The organism is Asticcacaulis sp. EMRT-3, from assembly GCF_030027245.1.
In the GTDB taxonomy this organism is placed as follows: Bacteria; Pseudomonadota; Alphaproteobacteria; order Caulobacterales; family Caulobacteraceae; genus Asticcacaulis.
This window is the reverse complement of sequence record NZ_JASERT010000001.1, coordinates 2,499,224-2,517,719: the sequence shown is the minus strand read 5'-3', so window position 1 is coordinate 2,517,719 and position 18,496 is coordinate 2,499,224. Positions and strand designations below refer to the sequence as shown.

Genomic DNA, 18,496 nt, shown 5'->3' with positions numbered 1-18,496 from the left:
TAGCGCAGCGTACGGGGGAGGTGTCAGCGAGCGGAGCGAAGATGACGGAGGGGGCATTCAAGGCCGCAAGATACCCCACTGTCATCTGCGCTTGCGCCCTCCCCCCCCGCTATGCAGGGGAGGATGAGAACAAATGATCCTCCCCTGTAGCGCAGCGTACGGGGGAGGTGTCAGCGAGCGGAGCGAAGATGACGGAGGGGCGGAGGGCCTCTTCCGCACCGAAAAACAACCTAAAACACGGATTTTGCAATGGTTCGGGCTTTCCTTAGGTGAACGTTAACTACCGTTAAGCCAACATCACCGCGAGAATCACCCGGCTCTACATGCGAAAAGCGCGCGATCAGGCCGGGATCAAGCTGAAGACGCGGCCCGACAGTGGCAGGGGAATTGTTGCATGAAGACGTCCAAATACGTCGTTTACGGCATTGCAGGTCTGGCGGCCATTCTGCTGGCTCTGCTGGTGCGCGGCATGATCGCGGGCAAGCCTTCAACCGTGGCCAAGGCTTCGGTGGAAGCGCCCGCTGCCCAACCGACGGCCCGCGTACTGGTGGTCAGCCACGACATCAAGGCGGGCACGCGCCTGACCGATGCAGACCTGACCTGGCAGGACTGGCCGATGGCCTCGCTCAATCCCGCCTATATCGTCGATGGCGGTAATCCTTCGATGAGCGCGTCGTCGGCTTCGGCTTCCGGCTCGGCTTCCGCCGCGCCCGGTTCGGAAAGCGGCCCCGTGGCCGTCAAGAAAAACGCCGATGGCGTGGTGGGCGGCATCGCTCAGGCCGTCAGCGACAAGGTGGCCCCCTCGCCGGCGCGTGACGCCTATGTCGGCGGCGTGGCGCGTCAGGATATGTTCGCCAATGAGCCGGTCACCGACGAGAAGATCGTGCGCGCCGATGAGGGCGGCTTCATGGCCGTGATGCTGCATCCGGGGATGCGCGCGATGGCCGTGCCGGTCAGCGTCGATAATACGGCGGGTGGCTTCATCCTGCCCGGCGACCATGTCGATATTCTGGCCACCCACCAGACGCAGCGCGCCTCAGGCTCCGGCACGATCGATTCGGTCCAGCCGGTCTTGCGCAATATCCGCGTTCTGGCCATCGACCAGCAGGTCAATGCCGAAAAGGACAAGCAAAGCGTGATCGGCGCCACCGCCACGCTGGAGGTCAGCCCGCGCGACGGCGAGGTGCTGACCCTGGCCAAGGCTTCGGGCACCCTGTCCCTGATGCTGCGTTCCTATGCCGATGCGTCGGGCCCATCCGGCGTCATCGATGCCACGCCGTCAGGTGGCGGCGAACAAAGTGTCCGCGTCTTCCGCAACGGTCAAGCCTCAGAGGTTCTGGTATCGCGATGAGCTATCAGTTGAAATCCACACACACTGCGCGGTTGCGGCTGGCCACAACGGCCCTGACAGGTCTTCTGGCCATCGGGGCCTTCGCCGTGAGTCCGGCCCTCAGCCCGGCCATGTCCGAACCCGTGCCCTATAGCGGCACCGGTATGCGCGTCGAAACCCAGACCTCGACGGCCAAGACCGAAGTGCTCAACCTCGCCAAGGGCCGCTCGGCGGTCATCGACCTGCCGGTCGATGCCTCCGATGTCTTCGTCTCCGATCCGGCGGTGGCCGATGCCGTTCTGCGCACGCCGCGCCGCATCTTCGTGCTCGGCGTGGCGGCGGGCCAGAGCGACGCCATCTTCTTCGACCGCATGGGCCGCCAGATCCTCAACCTGTCGATCCGCGTCGATAAGCCCACCGACGAACTGAGCGACACCATGCACCGCCTCTTCCCCGACGCCAAGATCGAGGTACAGGCGCTGAACGGCCATATCATCCTAAGTGGCATGGCGCAGAATGACGGTCAGGCCGACCAGATCACCCGTCTGGCCCAGACCTTCGTCGATAAGCCCGAAGACGTGGTCAATATGATGGCCATTGCCGGCAAGGATCAGGTGATGCTCAAGGTGCGCATCGTCGAGGTCAACCGCAACACGATCAAGCAGTTGGGTTTCACCAACCTCCTGCAAAACACCAGTGCCAATGGCGTCAGCTACGGCTTCCAGCAAACGGCCACCTACGGCGTCAACAACGCCCTGCTCGGCGGCAGCGCCCTCAGCTATGCCGACAAGACGGCAGCGGGCCTGTCGCTGGCCTCAAACCTGTCGGCCTTCGAGCGCGTCGGTCTGGTGCGGACACTGGCCGAGCCGAACCTGACCTCGGTATCGGGCGAAGCGGCCAAATTCCTGGCGGGCGGTGAGTTTCCAGTGCCGACCAGCGTGGACAGTCAGGGCCATGTCAGCGTTGAATATAAACCCTTCGGTGTCGGTTTGGGCTTTACGCCGGTCGTTTTGTCGAGCGGACTGATCAGCCTGAAAATCTCGACGGAAGTTTCGGAACTGACCAATATCGGCTCCCTGACAGTGGGCCAGCTCAACCTGCCGGGCCTAAGCGTGCGCCGCGCCTCCGATACGGTCGAGATGCAGTCGGGTTCGTCGATGATGATCGCCGGTCTGCTGCAATCGAAATATAAGGCGGCGATCGATTCCCTGCCCGGCCTGACCAGCCTGCCGGTGCTGGGCGCTTTGTTCCGCTCGCGCGATTTCCAGAACGACGAAACCGAAATGGTCGTCATCGTCACCCCCTATATCGTGTCGCCCAGCGATCCCGATCACATACAGACCCCCGCCGACAATCTGCAACCCTCCAATGATCTGAGCAGCGTCTTCATGGGCCGTCTGAACGCGGTGATCAGCCCTGCGCAAGGCGCACCGGGCGCGCCGCCACCTGCCCCCTATCAGGCACCCATCGGCTATGTGATCGAATAGGAAGCATCATGACCGACCTTGCTTACAAGCCCCGTCTTTTCACGCTTTCCGCCCTGCTCACCCTTTCCGGTGTCTTGGCTTTGGGAGGCTGCGCCACCACGGTCAGCCCGACCGCGATGGCCGCCGATCCGAACCCGCTCCTGCCCAGCGAGCAATATCCGCTACAGGCCCAGACCCTGACGCGCGCCATCCACCTGCGCGTCAATCCCAATGGCCTGTCGGATAATCAGCGCCGCGCCCTCGATCAGGTGGCCGACAAGGCCAACTGGATTTCGGGCGAGCCGGTCAGCGTCGAAATCATTACAGCCTCCGCTCCCTCGGCCATTGCCGCCGGACGTAATATCAGCGGCTATCTGCGCGACCATGATGTGTCCGCCGATCATCTGTCGCAAAGCACAGCGCAAAGCCAGCCCGCCGATGTGGTGACTGTCGATATGGTCTATTACCGGGCGCGCAGCTATGACTGCAATCAGGCCTGGGAAAACCTGGCGGCCACGGCCTCCAACAGGCCCTACAATAATTTCGGCTGCGCGATCTCGGCCAATATGGCGGCCATGATCGCCGATCCGCGCGACCTCGATTCCCCCCACGCGGCCAGCTCGACCGACCCCTCCCGCAAGTCCGTCATCCTCGATAAGTATCGCAAGGGTGATGTGACCTCGGCGGCCGAGGACGATCAGAGCAAGGGCAATATCTCTACCGCGATCCAGTGAGGCAATAATCCATGGCCAATCCCGCCAAGCATAATGATCCTTTCGACAGCCTGGACGATCTCGACGATGAATTCGTCGATTACCATGCTACGCCTGCGAAGGACGATTACGATCTGGCCGCGCCTGCGTCCTTCGATGAGGATGGGCTGGCCGATGATCCGTTCGCCGAGCCGGTGGCGGAAGCGCCCTTGCAGCGTCAGGCCTTCGCCAATCATCTCGGCCTGCGCGAACCCGCGCCCGCCTTCGCTGGCATGGGAGATCATGACGACATCGGCGCGATTTCGATCCCGCGCATCGCCATCCATTTCTTCCCCGACTCGCCTGCCAGCCTGCAAGCCTGCGATACCGCCGCGCTCGACCGGCGCATGGCGCGCGCCCAGTCTCTGGTGCGCCCGGGTGGCATCGAAGCGGCTATCCAGACCTATCATAACGAACCGACGCCGAGCCTGTTGATCGTGGAATCGACCGAGCGCGGCGCGGGCCTGCTCGATCAGCTTGGCCGCCTCGCCGAGGTTTGCGACGCCAATACCAAGGTTGTCGTCATCGGCGCGCACAATGATATTTCCCTTTATCGGGAACTGATCCGCCAGGGCGTTTCCGAATATGTGGTGGCGCCGATTCAGCCGCTGCAACTGATCAAGTCCATCGGCGGTCTGTTCAATGACCCGGAAACGCCGTTTGTCGGTCGCGCCATCGCCTTTGTCGGCGCGCGCGGCGGCGCGGGCTCGTCGTCGATTGCCCATAATTTCGCCTATAATCTCAGCGAGCAGATGCAGTCGAACACGGTGATCGTCGATTACGACCTGCCGTTCGGCACGGCGGGCCTCGATTTCAATCAGGATCCTCTGCACGGCATAGCCGATGCGCTGGGTGAGCCCGACCGGCTCGATTCCGTGCTGCTCGACCGTATGCTGACCAAATGCACCGACCGTCTGTCGCTGTTTTCGTCACCCGCCACGCTCGATCAGGACTATACGGCGGACGAAGACACCTATTCGGAAGTGACGCGCAAGGTGCGCGCCGCCGCCCCCTATATCGTGATGGATCTGCCGCATATCTGGACGCCGTGGCTGAAGGCCAATCTGATCGCCGCCGACGAGGTGGTGATCGTGGCCACGCCCGACCTGGCCTCCTTGCGCAACGCCAAGAACATCATCGACCTGCTCAAGCATTCGCGCCCCAACGATTCCGCCCCCAAACTGGTGCTCAACCAGATGGATATACCGGGCCGCCCGGAAATCCCGGTCAAGGACTTCACCGCCGCTCTGGGGCTTGAGCCGTGCTGCCTGATCCCGTTCGACGCCAGGCTGTTCGGCCAGGCCTCCAATAACGGCCAGATGATCGCCGAATGCGGCCCGGCCAGCAAGGTGGCCGACAGCCTCAACCGGCTGACCACCGCCATCACCGGTCGCTCTGCCGAAGCCAAGGCCAGGAAATCCTTCCTGGGCTCCCTGTTTAAGAAGTGAGGCCCTGACGTGTTTGGCAAACGCCCGAGCGAATCTGAACCGCGCGCCGCCAGCGGATTCGGCGGCAAGCCGGCGGCTGCCTCGCCTTCGGAAGTGCGCGTGCAGGCTCTGGGCAAAAGCGCGGGCGGCAGCAAACCCGCCGTGCGTGCGGTGGCGGCACCACCGCCTGCCGGTGCCACGGGCATTGCCACACGCCCGCAAAAGCTCGATGCGCCACGCCCCGATGCCAGCCGCATCGCCTTGCCGGAACTGAGCCAGGAAAAGCGCGTTGGTGCCGAATCCGACAAGCCTGCGCCCAAGGGCAAGCTGGCCGCCGGTCTGGAGCAGATGCACCAGGCGCAGTCGGTCACCGAGATCGTGCGCGAACAGTCGGACTATTATCACGCCACCAAGACGGCGATCTTCAATGCCCTGATCAACACCATCGATCTGAGCCAGCTCGCGCAACTCGATCACCGCGCCGCTTCCGAGGAAATCCGCGACATCGTGGCCGAACTGGTGGCGATCAAGAACGTCTCCATGTCGGTGGCCGAGCAGGACAATCTGGTGCAGGACATCATCAATGATGTTCTGGGCTATGGCCCGCTCGAACCTTTGCTGGCGCGCGACGACATTGCCGACATCATGGTCAATGGGGCGCAGCGCGTCTTCATCGAAGTGGACGGCAAGGTTCAGCTCACCAATGTGCGCTTCCGCGACAATCAGCAACTGATGAATATCTGTCAGCGCATTGTGTCGCAGGTCGGTCGCCGCGTCGATGAAAGCTCGCCAATCTGCGATGCGCGCCTGCCCGATGGTTCGCGCGTCAACGTCATTGCGCCGCCTCTGGCGCTCGATGGCCCCACCCTCACCATCCGGAAGTTCAAAAAAGACAAGCTGACCATGCGCAATCTGGTCGAATTCGGCTCGATCAGCCCGGAAGGGGCGCGCGTGCTGGGCGTGATCGGGGCGTCGCGCTGCAATGTGCTGATCTCCGGCGGCACCGGCTCCGGCAAGACGACCCTGCTCAACACCATGACGGCCTTTATCGACCCGACCGAGCGCGTGGTCACCTGCGAGGACGCCGCCGAACTGCAATTGCAACAGCCGCATGTGGTGCGCCTGGAAACCCGCCCGCCCAATCTCGAAGGCCAGGGCACGGTCACCATGCGCGATCTGGTCAAGAACTGTCTGCGGATGCGTCCCGAACGCATCATCGTCGGCGAAGTGCGCGGCCCGGAAGCGTTCGACCTGTTGCAGGCCATGAATACCGGCCACGATGGCTCGATGGGCACGCTGCACGCCAACTCACCGCGTGAGGCCGTGTCGCGTCTCGAATCGATGATCACGATGGGCGGTTACGGCCTGCCGTCGCGCACCATCCGCGAAATGATCGTGGGCTCCATCGACCTGATCATCCAGGCCGCCCGCCTGCGCGACGGTTCACGCCGCATCACCCACGTCACCGAAGTTCTGGGACTGGAAGGCGATGTCATCGTCACCCAGGATCTGTTCCTTTACGAAATGGATGGCGAGGACAAGAACGGCAAGATTATCGGCCGTCACCGCTCGACCGGCATCGGCCGTCCGCGCTTCTGGGATCGCGCCCGTTATTACGGGCTGGAGCGCGAACTCGCCGAAGCGCTCGATGCGTCGGAATAGGGGGAACCACCTGTGCTCACCACCCTTCTGATCGCCTTTTTGAGCTTTGTGCTGCTGGCCAGCCTCGGTTTCGCCATTACCGGCGGCGGCGGTTCGGCCCAGCTCACCAAACGCACCCAGGCCATCGGCCTGGGCACCAATGCCGCCGTCAAGCGCAAGTCCGGCGGACAGGCGCGCACGCCCGAAGAGCGCCGCCGCCAGATTACCGAGCAGTTAAAAGAGGCCGAACAGCGCGAGCGCAAGGCGCGCCTGTCCTTGAGCGCGCGGATGCAGCACGCCGGTCTGGAGGCGAATATATCGCGTTTCTGGATCATCAGCGGCGTACTGGGCGCTATGGCTTTTCTGCTGCCTCTGCTGCTGCTCGGCAACGTGCCCTTCGCCCTGCGCCTGCTGATCGCCGCAGGCGCCGCCTTTGCCGCCTGCTATGGCCTGCCGCGCTGGATCTTAAGCTTCATGGCCAAGCGCCGCGTCGCCAGGTTCACCGAGGAATTTCCCAATGCGATGGACATCATCGTGCGCGGCATCAAGTCGGGCCTGCCGGTCAATGACGGGCTGAAGCTGGCCGCCAAGGAATGCACCGCGCCGCTGGGGCCGGAATTCCAGCGGCTGGTGGAAAATGTCGCCATCGGCATGTCGCTGGAAAATGCGCTCGACAAGATGAGCGAGCATATTCCGGCACCGGAACTGCGCTTTTTCGCCATCGTCATCGCCATTCAGCAAAAATCGGGCGGCAATCTGTCCGAAGCGCTCAATAATCTGTCGAGCGTGCTGCGCGCCCGCAAGATGATGCGCGAAAAGATCAAGGCCCTGTCGTCCGAAGCCATTGCCTCGGCTTCGATCATCGGCGTTCTGCCGCCGGGCGTCGGCCTGATGATCTTCATCACGCGGCCGGATTATATCGCCATCATGTTCACCAATGTGGTCGGCAATCTGATGTTGCTCGGCGGCGCGGTCTGGATGGGCCTCGGCATACTGATGATGCGCAAGATGATCAACTTCAAGTTCTGACGGGGATCACAGCATGGAAGCCTTCGCCGCCTTTATCATGAATCCCGGCAATATGGCCGCCATCATCGTGGCGGTGCTGGTCTTCTTCACCGTGCTAACGCTCGGCCAGAACATGGTGTCGGGCGAGCAACTCAGCAAACGGATGAAGGCCGTGGCGCAGCGGCGCGAAGAACTGCGCCGCATCTCGCGCCAGAGCGTGGCGAAAGACGCGGGCGGGGGCCTGCGCCGCACCGATACCAGCCCCTACCGCGCCCTGGTCGAAAAACTGAACCTCAAGACCCTGCTCGAAGACCCCAAGGTTGTGCAGAAACTGGCTATGGCGGGTCTTCGCGGCCCCAAGCCCGTTTCCACCTTCTACTTCTTTCGCTTCGCCATGCCGCTCGTGCTGGCTGCCGTCGCTGCCTTTTATGTTTTTGTTCTGGATGTCGGTCACCTCAGCCTGCAAATGAAGCTGCTGGTCACGGTGGGCGGTCTGGTGCTGGGCTATTACGCGCCCAACATGTATATTTCCAACCGCGCCGCCAAGCGCCGCCAATCGATTGTGGCCGCCTTTCCCGATGCGCTCGACCTGATGCTGATCTCGGTCGAAGCGGGCATGTCGATCGAAACCGCCCTGCATCGCGTGTCCGGCGAAATTGGCGGGGAGTCGATCGCGCTGGCCGAGGAGCTGTCTTTGCTGGTGGCCGAACTGTCCTATCTGGCCGAACGCCGCCAGGCTTATGAAGGGCTGGCGATCCGCACCAACCATCCCGGCATCAAGGCAGTATGTACCGCTATGATTCAGGCGGAAAAATACGGCACGCCACTCGGCACGGCCTTGCGTGTCATGGCCAAGGAAAATCGCGAGCTGCGGCTTTCGGCCGCTGAGAAAAAGGCCGCCGCCCTGCCCGCCCAGCTCACCGTGCCGATGATCGTCTTCTTCCTGCCCGTGCTGTTCGTCGTCATTCTGGGCCCGGTCGTTCTGCGCATCACCGCCATGCAGAAGCACGATTCCTCGACGCCGATCATCAATGTCAAACCGACCGACAAGAAATAGCGGCCAAAAGCAAATTTACACAGTCAGGCGCGTAACCGGTAACCTATACCCGGTTCGGTAAAGATGAAGCGCGGCTTGAGCGGATCGTCCTTCAGTTTTTCGCGCAGGTGCTGGGTGTGGATGCGCAGATAGGTCTGGGTGTCCTGCCCGTGCCTGCCCCACACCTCGGCCAGCAGGGTCGAGTGCGGCAACACCTTATCGGCGTGGCGCGCCAAGGTCAGCAAAAGCTTGTATTCGATGGGCGTCAGACGAATCTCGGCGCCATCGACCCGCACGCACCGCGCCGCATTGTCGATGAAGAGGCCGCCGCGATCAAAAACAAAGGCGGCTTCGCTGATCTGCCGTCCGGCATGGCGCTGCGCCACGCGGATGCGCGCGATCAGCTCGGCGGCGGAAAAGGGCTTGGTCAGATAATCATCGGCCCCCAGTTCGAGCGCCGCCACCTTGTCGCGCTCGCGGTCGCGCGCCGACAGCACCACAATCGGCGTGGTGCCCCATTCGCGCAATCGGCGGATAAGGTCCATGCCGTCCATATCGGGCAGGCCGAGATCGAGCAGGATGATGTCGGGGCTGCGGCTGGACGCCAGTTGCAACCCCTCCTTCGCGGTCGCCGCCTCCAGAGTCTGCATGGCATTGGCGGCCAGTGTGGATTTCAGAAAGCGGCGGATGTCGGCATCGTCCTCGATACACAGGATCAGGGGTTCGTTCATTTGCTCATTCAGCCACAGGCAGGGTGAAAATAAAACTGGCGCCAGAGCGCGGGGCACGGTTGTTGCGGGCATAGATGACGCCGCCGTGGGCACGGATTACACCGCGGCAGATGGCCAGCCCCAGACCGGAGCCTTTTCCGGATCGGTCTGAGGTCACGGTCTGGCCGGTTTGGAACTGCTCGAATATCTGCGCTTCGTCGCCCGGCTTCAGACCGCCGCCATTGTCGGAAACCCTGACCCGCACACGGTCGGCCTCCGGCTCGGCCTGGATCAGGATGTCGCCGTCACTGGCCGTATGCTGATAGGCGTTTTCGATCAGATTAACCAGAACCTGCTCGATCAGGGCGCCATCGATGCGCACCAGCGGCAGCACGCCGGTCATCTGGGTGCGCACAGTGCGCTGTTCGCGCCCGGCCTCGGTGTGAGACAAAGCCGCACCGATGATTTCCTGAATCGTGTAGGGCTGGAAGTTGAACTGCATCTGGCCGGAGGTGATCGCCGCCATGCTGAGCAGGTTGCTGACGAATTTCTGCAAGCGCGTCAGTTGGCTCCACAGGCTGGTCAGCTCGTCCATCGCCTTGCGCGGCAGATCCTTGCGCATCCGCACAAGCGTGCTGACCGAATTGTTCATCACGGTCAGCGGCGTGCGCAGATCGTGCGACAAGGACGACAACAGCACATTGCGCAGCCGCTCATTTTCCGATTCGACGCGGGACTGCGCCGCCTCGTCGGAGCGCCGTGCCCGTTGCAGAGCCCCGGCGATCAGGCCCGCCGCCGTGCCGAATTGCAGGATTTCCGGGCCGCGAAACGGGCGCGCGCCGTCATTGGGAATCAGGCCCAGCACCCCGATGGTTTCGCCCTCGGCGCTGAGCGGCAGGTACAGCCCGACCGCCGACGGCAGGGTGTCGGTGTCACGCCCGGCCATCTGGCCATTGGCCGCCACCCAGTTGACCGCGCTCATCTCCTTCATGTCGTCGCTGAGCGCGCTGGCCGGAAAAGGCCGCAGATTCGGGCCATTGCGCACGAAAACCGTCACGCTCAGATCATAGGGCTCGGTCAGATGCGCCACCGCGACCTCGCAAATGCGCTCCACGCCGCGTTCGGCCGACAGGGCGCGCGACAGATCATACAGCCCTTGCGTCTCGCGTTCGCGGTCGCTGACCTGCTGCACATTGAGCGACAGGCGCGCCGTCAGCGAACCGACCAGCAAAGAGGTCACCAGCATGAAGGCCAGGGTTATGTAATAATAGGTGTCGTAAAAATTGAAGCTGTAATAGGGCTGGGTGAAGAAGAAGTTGAACGCCGGCACGCTGAGCAGCGAGGCCAGCACCGACGGCCCCAGACCAAGGCGTGCGGCGATCACCACCACGCCGGTCAGATAGATCATGGCCAGATTGGTCGAGGGCGTATGATCACGGAACGGCAGGCCGAGCCCGGTGCACAGGGCCACGCCGCCCGCTGCCAGCGCATAGTCGAGCGGCTGGGCCAGAAAGGGCCGCAGCCACAAACGCCCCGGCGCGCGCTCCGTTGAGGCCGCTTCCCGGCGCGCCGGACCGCGGTCGCCATGCAGGACGGCAATCTCCAGCCCCTCGCCGCCTGCGATCAGTTGCTGCGCGAATGACGGACGCCAAAAGGCCCACAAAGGCGGTTTGCGGTGGCCAACCACGATGCGGGTAAAGCCGGTCTGGCGGGCATAGGCCAGGATGTCGCGCGCCGGATGCGCGCCGGACAGCCGCACAATGCGCGCGCCCATATGTTCGGCCAGACGCAGATACTGCTCAACGCGGTCGCGCGCCCGCTCATCCAGCCGCTCGTGCCGCTCGCCTTGCAGATAAACGGCGCACAGAGGCGCGCGCATCCCCTTGGCCATGCGCGCGGCGTGGCGGATCAACCGCATCGATAAGGGATCAGGGCCGATCAGCGCCATGATCTTCTGGCCCAGTTGCGGCTCATCGCGCCCCAGCGCCGCGCTCAGTTCGTCGCTCTGGGCATCGACGCGCTCGGCGGTGCGGCGCAGCGCCAGTTCGCGCAGGGCCAGCAGATTGCTTTTTTTAAAGAAGTTTTCAGCGGCGCGGCGACTGGCCCCCTCGGCGACATAGACCTTGCCGTCGGCCAGACGGCGCAGCAGCTCATCGGACGGAATGTCGATCAGCGCAATCTCGTCGGCGGCGTCGAACACGCGGTCGGGCACGGTTTCGCGCACCCACACGCCGGTCAGGCGCGCCACCTGATCATTGACGCTTTCGAGGTGCTGGACATTGAGCGTGGTATAGACATCAACCCCATTGTCGAGCAGTTCCTCGACATCCTGCCAGCGCTTGGGATGGCGCGATCCCGGCGCATTGCTGTGCGCGAATTCGTCGATCAGGATCAGCGAAGGCTTGCGCGCCAATGCGGCATCGAGATCGAACTCGGTCATGGCGACGCCGCGATGATCGATGGCTTTACGCGGCACAAGCTCCATATCTTCGGTCAGGCTGGCCGTTTCGCTGCGGCCATGCGTCTCGACCACGCCGATCACCACATCACGGCCTTCGCGGCTACGGGCGCGCGCCTCGGACAGCATGGCATAGGTCTTGCCCACCCCCGCCGAGGCGCCAAAGAAGATCTTCAGGCGACCGCGTCTGGTGGTTCCGGGCGCGTCTTCGCCCCCGTCCTTGCGGACGAGGGCGAGCAGCTTATCGGGATCGGGTCGGGTATCGCTATTCACGTCAAAAGGCCATCCAGTCTTAAATTGACCTCTAGCACATTGACGCGCGGTTCGCCCAGAATCCCGAAGGTGCGCCCCTTGGTCGATTTTGCGATGGCGGCGCGCACCACATCGGGGCTGATGGCGCGCGCTTTGGCGATGCGCCCGACCTGATATTGGGCGGCGGCGGGGCTGATCTCCGGGTCGAGGCCGGAGCCGGACGCCGTGACCAGATCGACGGGAATCAATGCCTTATTACCCGGATCGCCAGCCTTCAGCGCCTTGATGCGCGCTTCCGCCGCCGCCAGCAGGGCCGGATTATTGACACCGAAATTCGAACCGGACGAGGCTCCGGCATTATAGGGCGTGGGCCCGGTCGCCGACAGACGGCCCCACAGATAGCGCGGCTGGTCGAAGTTCTGACCAATCCGTTCTGAACCGACGATCCGGCCCGCCGGGCTGCGGATCAGGCTGCCCTCGGCCTGCTTGTGAAAGCTCAAGTGCAGAACCGCCGTGGTGACCGCCGGATAGACACCGCCCAAAAGGACGGTGAGCAGGGCTGTGGAGACGATGGCGGGACGTAAAGCGGAAAGATAGGCGTTCATGATGCGATTCCTTTTACGCCAGACCGATGGCGGTGACCGCCATATCGATCAGCTTGATGCCGATAAAGGGCGCGACAAGCCCGCCCAGCCCATAGATCAGCATATTGCGCGACAACAGGCTGGCGGCGGAGGCCGGGCGGTATTTGACGCCCTTCAGCGCCAGCGGGATGAGGGCGATGATGATCAGGGCATTGAAGATGACCGCCGACAGGATGGCGCTTTGCGGACTGGTCAGGCCCATCAGGTTCAGCGCGCCAAGTGCCGGATAGGTCGCGGCGAAGGCCGCCGGAATAATAGCGAAATACTTGGCCAGATCATTGGCGATCGAGAAGGTGGTCAGGGCACCGCGCGTCATCAGGAGCTGTTTGCCGATCTCGACAATCTCGATCAGCTTGGTCGGATCGGAATCGAGATCGACCATATTGCCCGCCTCCTTGGCGGCCTGGGTGCCGGAATTCATCGCCACGGCCACGTCCGACTGCGCCAAAGCGGGCGCGTCGTTCGTGCCGTCGCCGACCATCGCCACCAGTTCACCGCCTTCCTGCATCTTGCGGATATAGGCAAGCTTCGTCTCCGGCGTCGCCTGAGCCAGGAAATCGTCCACCCCGGCTTCGGAGGCGATGGCGGCGGCGGTCAGCGGGTTGTCGCCGGTGATCATGATGCTCTTGATGCCCATGCGGCGCAGCTCGGCCAGACGCGCCTTGATGTCCGGCTTGACGATGTCCTTCAGATAGACAACGCCGAGCGCGAGGCTGTTTTCCGATACCAGCAGCGGCGTGCCGCCGGAACGCGCGATGCGCTCAATATCGCCATTGACCTCGGCGGGGATAGCGCCGCCCTTGAGCGCGATCAGTCTGGCGATGGCGTCGCCCGCGCCCTTCATGATGTGGCGGTCGGCCACCACCACGCCCGATACGCGCTGTTCGGCGCTGAACGGGATGAAGTCGGCGTCGATGTCGCTCGCCCGCCGCTCAGGCAGGCTGAACCTCTGCCGCGCCAGCACGACGATGGAGCGGCCTTCCGGCGTCTCGTCGGCCAGAGACGACAGCTCTGCCGCCTCGGCCAGTTGTTGCTCGGAGACGCCGGGCGCAGGCAGGAACTCCACCGCCTGACGATTGCCGAAGGTGATGGTGCCGGTCTTGTCAAGCAGCAGCACATTGACATCGCCCGCCGCCTCGACCGCGCGCCCGGAGGTGGCGATGACATTGGCGCGGATCAGGCGCTGCATCCCGGAAATGCCGATGGCTGACAAAAGGCCGCCGATGGTGGTGGGGATCAGGCAGACCAGCAGGGCGATCAGCACCGTCACCGAGATGACGGTTCCGGCACCCGTATGCGCCACGCTGAACCACGAATAGGGCAGCAGGGTTACGCACACCAGCAGGAAGATGATGGTCAGGGCCGCCAGCAGGATCGACAGGGCGATTTCATTGGGCGTCTTCTGGCGCTTGGCGCTTTCGACCAGACCGATCATACGGTCGAGGAAACTTTCGCCCGGATCGGAGGTGACGCGCACCACCAGCCAGTCGGACAAGACGCGCGTACCGCCGGTCACCGCGTCGCGGTCGCCGCCCGATTCGCGGATCACCGGCGCGGACTCGCCCGTGACGGCGCTTTCATCGACCGAAGCGATGCCCTCGATCACCTGACCGTCGGTGGGGACAAAATCGCCCGCTTCGATCACCACCAGATCGCCCTTGCGTAAGCCATTGGCGGGCACGGTCTGGAACTTCTTGCGGTCGGCGCTTTTGGCCAGCTTTTTGGCGCTGACATCGCGGCGGGCTTTCTTGAGCGAATCGGCCTGCGCCTTGCCCTTGCCCTCGGCGATGGCCTCGGCGAAATTAGCGAACAAAAGCGTGAACCACAGCCAGAAGGCGACGAGGCCGACGAAGACCGCGCCCTGCCCACCCGCCAGCGCCCTGACGCTCGGCGCATGAGGCATGACCAGCATGGCGACGAAGATCAGCGTCGTGACGACCGAACCTGCGAACACCAGGAACATGACCGGGTTGCGCAACTGATAGACGGGGTTGAGGCGCAGCACGGTCTGTTTCAGCACCGAGCCGATGTCGGCACCCTCAAAGAGGCCGCTCTTTTTGAACTGGGATGTCATTGTCCTATCCCTCAATCATATGGAAATGTTCGACCACGGGGCCGAGCGCAAGCGTCGGGGCATAGGTCAGGACGCCGATCAGCAGGATTACCCCGACCACGACGGCCACGAACAGAGGCGTATGGGTCGGCAGCGTACCCGCCGATTCCGGCACGCGCTTCTTGGCCGCCAGCGATCCGGCGATGGCCAGTACCGGCACGATCACCCAGAAGCGCGAGACCAGCATACAGATGCCAAGCAGCGTATTGTAAAACGGCGTATTGGCGCTGAGGCCCGCAAAAGCCGAGCCGTTATTATTGCTGGCCGAGGTGACGGCGTAGAGGATTTCCGAGAACCCCTGCGCGCCGGGATTGAAAATGCCCGCCTGCCCGGCCTTCGTCATCACGGCGATGGCAGTGGCCACCAGCACCAGTATGCCGGGGATCAGCATGACCAGCGAGGCCATCTTGATCTCGAAGCTCTGGATCTTCTTGCCGAGATATTCCGGCGTGCGCCCCACCATCAGACCGGCGATGAAGACGCTGAGCAGAACGAAGATCAACATGCCGTAAAGCCCGCAACCGACGCCGCCATAGATGATTTCACCAAACTTCATCAACAATAGGGGGATCAGCCCGCCCAGCGGCGTGAAGCTGTCGTGCATGGCATTGACAGAACCGTTCGACGCCGCCGTGGTGGCCGAAGCCCACAGGGCGGAATTGACGATGCCGAAGCGCGTCTCCTTGCCTTCCATATTGCCGCCGCTTTGCGCGGCGGTGGCCATATTGCCGCCGCTCTGCAAATGGCTGGCGATCTGATCGACACCCAGCGCCGTGAAATGCGGATTGCCCGATTGCTCGGCGATGACGCACATCAGCATCAGCGGCACGAAGATCACCGTCATGGCGGTCAGGATGGCGCGGCCCTGCCGTTTGTCGCCGACCATGACGCCGAAGGTTTCGCAACAGGCGGCCGGGATCAGCAGGATCGACAACAGCTCAAGGAAGTTGGTCAGAGGGTTCGGGTTCTCAAACGGATGGGCCGAATTGACGTTGAAGAAGCCGCCGCCATTCGTGCCCAGCATCTTGATTGCCTCTTGCGAGGCAACCGGCCCCAGCGCGATCACCTGATCAACGCCTTGCAGGCCATGCGCGGTAACGTAAGGATGAAAGGTCTGCACCACGCCCTGCGCGCCCAAAATCAGCGCCAGAACGAACGACATCGGCAAAAGGATATAGAGGGTGGCGCGCACCATATCGGCCCAGAAATTGCCGAGGCCCGTGCTTTCTTTACGCGCCAGACCGCGGATCATGGCGGCCATCACCGCCAGCCCGACGGCGGGGGTGACGAAGTTCTGCACGGTCAAACCCACCATCTGGCTGAAATAGCTCATAGTGGTTTCGCCGCCATAGGCCTGCCAGTTGGTGTTGGTGACGAAACTGGCCGCCGTATTGAAGGACAGATCGGCGGACAGGCCCGGCAGATGCTGCGGATTGAGTGGCAGCACGCCCTGGCCCAGCAGCATCAGGAACAGAACCACAAAGCTGACGACAGAAAAGACCAGCATGGCGGCGGCATAGTCCTGCCAGCGCATGTCAGCTTGAGGATCGATGCCGCACGCTTTGTAGATCAGGCGCTCGACGGGCGCGACAACGGGCGACAGGAAGGTGCGCTCGCCCTTCAGCACGCGCGCCATGAAGCGGCCGAGCGGGATCGACGCGCCGATCAGCACGACCATATAGAGCGCAAGCTGCAACCAGCCTGCGGCGGGAATGAACGAAAACATGACGGCCTCTTGTGTCAGATCAGGGAAAGAGTTCGGGCTTGATCAAAGCGACCAGCAGATAGCCGAACAGACCGGCGACGATGACGCCGCCCACAAGAATCAGGGCGCTCATGAACCGCCCTCCAGCAGACGCTGGCACAGACGCACCAGCAGGGCCGACAGGGCAAAGAAACCGAGCCCCAGAATAAGGAAGACAAACAGCATGACGAGCCTCCGGGTGAGGCCACCTCATCTAGCGCCATTCCGGTATAGGCGGCATATAAAGGCGCACCCGGTGCATATAGGTTTCGTATAGACGGCGCGCCTCTATACAGAAATTATACAGGCTTCCGGCATATCTATACGCCGCCTATACGCGATTTGAATTATGAGGCGCGGATCAGCTCGCGCGTCCGCCTTTTCGGTGCGCCGAAACATCCAGTTCTGGCCCATGTTGTCGCCGTTTCCGTTTGCGTTTCTCACATCGATTGTCGCTCAACCCTGTGCCTGGCTGCTCAGCTTCACCATAGCGCTGCTGGCGGCCTGGTTGTCGGGCGCCTATATGGCCAGGGTCTTTACCGGCCGGGAAACCCTGCTCAGTCCAGTTCTCGATATGCCCGTGCGTCTGTTGCAGCGACTCGTGGGCCCGCAGGCCCAGACCCGGATGAGCTGGAGCCAGGCCGCGCTGGCGGCCCTCAGCTTTTCCTGCCTGCTGTTCGTCCTCGTCTATGCCGCTCTGGCGGCGGACGGCCATGACGCGGCCAACGCCTTCGCCCTGGCAGCGCGGGCCGTGGCAGGCGATCCGTCCGGCCTCCTCTCTGGCGGCCTGCTTTCAGGCGACCTCCTTTCAGGCGACCTGTCACGCGGCGCCGCCTTTGTCGGATCCGCCGCCACCCTGGCCCTGTGCGCCGTCACGATCCGCGCCCTGTGCAGCCCCAATGGCGAGGTTGGCAATTACTGGAGCGATCTGATCCGGGCGCTCATCTGCATCCTGACGCCTCTGGCCTGCCTGCATCTGGGGCTGACGGCGACAAGTGGCGTCGCCGCCTGCCTCGATGGCTGGCAAGGCAGCGGAAATCCGGGTGTCGATCTGGCGACAGCCCAAATCTTACATGCGGCGCGCGGCGACGCCGTGATCGGTTTTGTCAACCTGATCGCCCCGGCTAGTCTTTTTGGGCTGTACGCCCATATAAGCCGAAAGCGCGTCTTCGGCTTTCTGATCTGCGCCGGCAGCCTCGCGCTCACACTGGCGGCGCAGCAGGCGGCTATGCCCCAGATGCCGGTCTTCCTCGCCCTGCCCTGGCTGGCGGCGCTGGCGCAACTCTTCATCCACTTCTGGCTGGCCATTCCGGCCCTGGCCCTGGCTGCCTCGCCCGGCGTGCGGCGCGTTCTGGCGTCCGGAGCTTCGTCATGAGGTATCCGGCCCTTTTTACGCCGGTGCGTGCGCCTCTGGCCCTGCTGATCGGCGGGCTGCTGCTGGGCGGCGTCCTTCTGCCCGCGCTTGAGCAGGCGGCGGTGCGCAATGGTTTTGACCAGCAGATGCGCGATCTGACCGTGCCTGCCACTCACGGCACGCCGCTGGCCTCGGTCTTCACCACCCGGCATCAGGGCGATCCCGCCTATATCTGGGGCCCGCTTTACGATCCGGCCTGCGCCGGTAATGCCAGCGAAGCCTGCCGCCGCGAACTGCAATCATGGCAAACCCGGCTTGGCCCCGGCGTACCCGCTGAACTGGCCCGCTTCACCCCGAGCCGTCTCGATCCCGTCATCAGCCGCGCCGCCGCCGACTTTCAGGCACCGCGCATCGCCCGCGCCAGAGGCGTTCCGCTCAGCGTCATCGAAGCGGCCATCCGGGCCTCCACCTTTAATCCCACCTTCAGCCTTCGTGGCGTACCGTCGGTCAATCTTCTGATCGTCAATCTGCGTCTCGACCACAGGCTGGCATGAGGTTCCT

Annotated in this window: 15 protein-coding genes; 9 read left to right on the top strand and 6 right to left on the bottom strand. The window is 63.2% G+C overall.

The window, feature by feature from the left end; all coding sequences use genetic code 11:
* Positions 1–394 precede the first annotated feature (394 nt).
* Genes cpaB through QB905_RS11810 form a run of 7 tightly spaced genes read left to right on the top strand, consistent with a single transcriptional unit; the run spans position 395 to position 8,681 of the window.
* A complete protein-coding gene (gene cpaB, locus QB905_RS11840; protein ID WP_282975228.1) occupies positions 395–1,351 on the top strand; it encodes a Flp pilus assembly protein CpaB in 957 nt (318 codons plus the stop codon).
* Positions 1,352–1,359: 8 nt separating this feature from the next.
* Complete coding sequence (locus QB905_RS11835) at positions 1,360–2,817, top strand: type II and III secretion system protein family protein (RefSeq protein ID WP_282975227.1); 1,458 nt, start codon at positions 1,360–1,362, stop codon at positions 2,815–2,817.
* Between the two features lie 8 nt (positions 2,818–2,825).
* Positions 2,826–3,530 (top strand): CpaD family pilus assembly protein, encoded by a 705-nt coding sequence (locus tag QB905_RS11830; protein WP_282975226.1) that lies wholly within the window; start codon positions 2,826–2,828, stop codon positions 3,528–3,530.
* 11 nt (positions 3,531–3,541) lie between these two features.
* A complete protein-coding gene (locus QB905_RS11825) occupies positions 3,542–4,996 on the top strand; it encodes an AAA family ATPase (RefSeq protein ID WP_282975225.1) in 1,455 nt (484 codons plus the stop codon).
* Positions 4,997–5,005: 9 nt separating this feature from the next.
* On the top strand, positions 5,006–6,637 hold the full coding sequence (locus QB905_RS11820) for a CpaF family protein (protein ID WP_282975224.1): 1,632 nt from the start codon (positions 5,006–5,008) through the stop codon (positions 6,635–6,637).
* 12 nt (positions 6,638–6,649) lie between these two features.
* Complete coding sequence (locus QB905_RS11815; RefSeq protein ID WP_282975223.1) at positions 6,650–7,645, top strand: type II secretion system F family protein; 996 nt, start codon at positions 6,650–6,652, stop codon at positions 7,643–7,645.
* A 13-nt stretch (positions 7,646–7,658) separates the two neighbouring features.
* Positions 7,659–8,681, top strand: a complete 1,023-nt coding sequence (locus QB905_RS11810; RefSeq protein WP_282975222.1) for a type II secretion system F family protein — start codon at positions 7,659–7,661, stop codon at positions 8,679–8,681.
* 23 nt (positions 8,682–8,704) lie between these two features.
* Here QB905_RS11810 and QB905_RS11805 read toward each other — a convergent pair whose 3' ends face one another.
* Genes QB905_RS11805 through kdpF form a run of 6 tightly spaced genes read right to left on the bottom strand, consistent with a single transcriptional unit; the run spans position 8,705 to position 16,675 of the window.
* On the bottom strand, positions 8,705–9,391 hold the full coding sequence (locus QB905_RS11805) for a response regulator (protein ID WP_282975221.1): 687 nt from the start codon (positions 9,389–9,391) through the stop codon (positions 8,705–8,707).
* Between the two features lie 4 nt (positions 9,392–9,395).
* Complete coding sequence (locus tag QB905_RS11800; protein WP_282975220.1) at positions 9,396–12,101, bottom strand: sensor histidine kinase KdpD; 2,706 nt, start codon at positions 12,099–12,101, stop codon at positions 9,396–9,398.
* On the bottom strand, positions 12,098–12,685 hold the full coding sequence (gene kdpC, locus QB905_RS11795) for a potassium-transporting ATPase subunit KdpC (RefSeq protein ID WP_282975219.1): 588 nt from the start codon (positions 12,683–12,685) through the stop codon (positions 12,098–12,100). Before kdpC ends, QB905_RS11800 begins: the two co-directional genes overlap by 4 nt.
* A gap of 13 nt (positions 12,686–12,698) precedes the next feature.
* A complete protein-coding gene (gene kdpB / locus QB905_RS11790) occupies positions 12,699–14,798 on the bottom strand; it encodes a potassium-transporting ATPase subunit KdpB (RefSeq protein WP_282975218.1) in 2,100 nt (699 codons plus the stop codon).
* Between the two features lie 4 nt (positions 14,799–14,802).
* Positions 14,803–16,563, bottom strand: coding sequence for a potassium-transporting ATPase subunit KdpA (gene kdpA, locus QB905_RS11785; RefSeq protein ID WP_282975217.1), 1,761 nt, complete (start codon positions 16,561–16,563; stop codon positions 14,803–14,805).
* 19 nt (positions 16,564–16,582) lie between these two features.
* Complete coding sequence (kdpF, locus tag QB905_RS11780) at positions 16,583–16,675, bottom strand: K(+)-transporting ATPase subunit F (RefSeq protein WP_282975216.1); 93 nt, start codon at positions 16,673–16,675, stop codon at positions 16,583–16,585.
* A gap of 318 nt (positions 16,676–16,993) precedes the next feature.
* On the opposite strand from kdpF, the gene QB905_RS11775 reads away from it, so the two are divergent.
* Together QB905_RS11775 and QB905_RS11770 are read left to right on the top strand one after the other, a co-directional pair.
* A complete protein-coding gene (locus QB905_RS11775) occupies positions 16,994–17,956 on the top strand; it encodes a potassium-transporting ATPase subunit KdpA (RefSeq protein WP_282975215.1) in 963 nt (320 codons plus the stop codon).
* Positions 17,953–18,489, top strand: a complete 537-nt coding sequence (locus tag QB905_RS11770) for a potassium-transporting ATPase subunit C (protein ID WP_282975214.1) — start codon at positions 17,953–17,955, stop codon at positions 18,487–18,489. The genes QB905_RS11775 and QB905_RS11770 overlap by 4 nt, the downstream gene beginning before the upstream one ends.
* The last annotated feature ends 7 nt before the right edge of the window (positions 18,490–18,496 follow it).

Bases quoted from the DNA above. Each gene is read 5' to 3' on its own strand.
- QB905_RS11830 (WP_282975226.1), top strand. From the start codon at position 2,826: ATGACCGACCTTGCTTACAAGCCCCGTCTTTTCACGCTTTCCGCCCTG.
- QB905_RS11810 (WP_282975222.1), top strand. From the start codon at position 7,659: ATGGAAGCCTTCGCCGCCTTTATCATGAATCCCGGCAATATGGCCGCC.
- kdpB (WP_282975218.1), bottom strand. From the start codon at position 14,798: ATGACATCCCAGTTCAAAAAGAGCGGCCTCTTTGAGGGTGCCGACATC.
- cpaB (WP_282975228.1), top strand. From the start codon at position 395: ATGAAGACGTCCAAATACGTCGTTTACGGCATTGCAGGTCTGGCGGCC.
- QB905_RS11825 (WP_282975225.1), top strand. From the start codon at position 3,542: ATGGCCAATCCCGCCAAGCATAATGATCCTTTCGACAGCCTGGACGAT.
- kdpA (WP_282975217.1), bottom strand. From the start codon at position 16,563: ATGTTTTCGTTCATTCCCGCCGCAGGCTGGTTGCAGCTTGCGCTCTAT.
- QB905_RS11805 (WP_282975221.1), bottom strand. From the start codon at position 9,391: ATGAACGAACCCCTGATCCTGTGTATCGAGGACGATGCCGACATCCGC.
- kdpF (WP_282975216.1), bottom strand. From the start codon at position 16,675: ATGAGCGCCCTGATTCTTGTGGGCGGCGTCATCGTCGCCGGTCTGTTC.
- QB905_RS11775 (WP_282975215.1), top strand. From the start codon at position 16,994: ATGTTGTCGCCGTTTCCGTTTGCGTTTCTCACATCGATTGTCGCTCAA.
- kdpC (WP_282975219.1), bottom strand. From the start codon at position 12,685: ATGAACGCCTATCTTTCCGCTTTACGTCCCGCCATCGTCTCCACAGCC.
- QB905_RS11770 (WP_282975214.1), top strand. From the start codon at position 17,953: ATGAGGTATCCGGCCCTTTTTACGCCGGTGCGTGCGCCTCTGGCCCTG.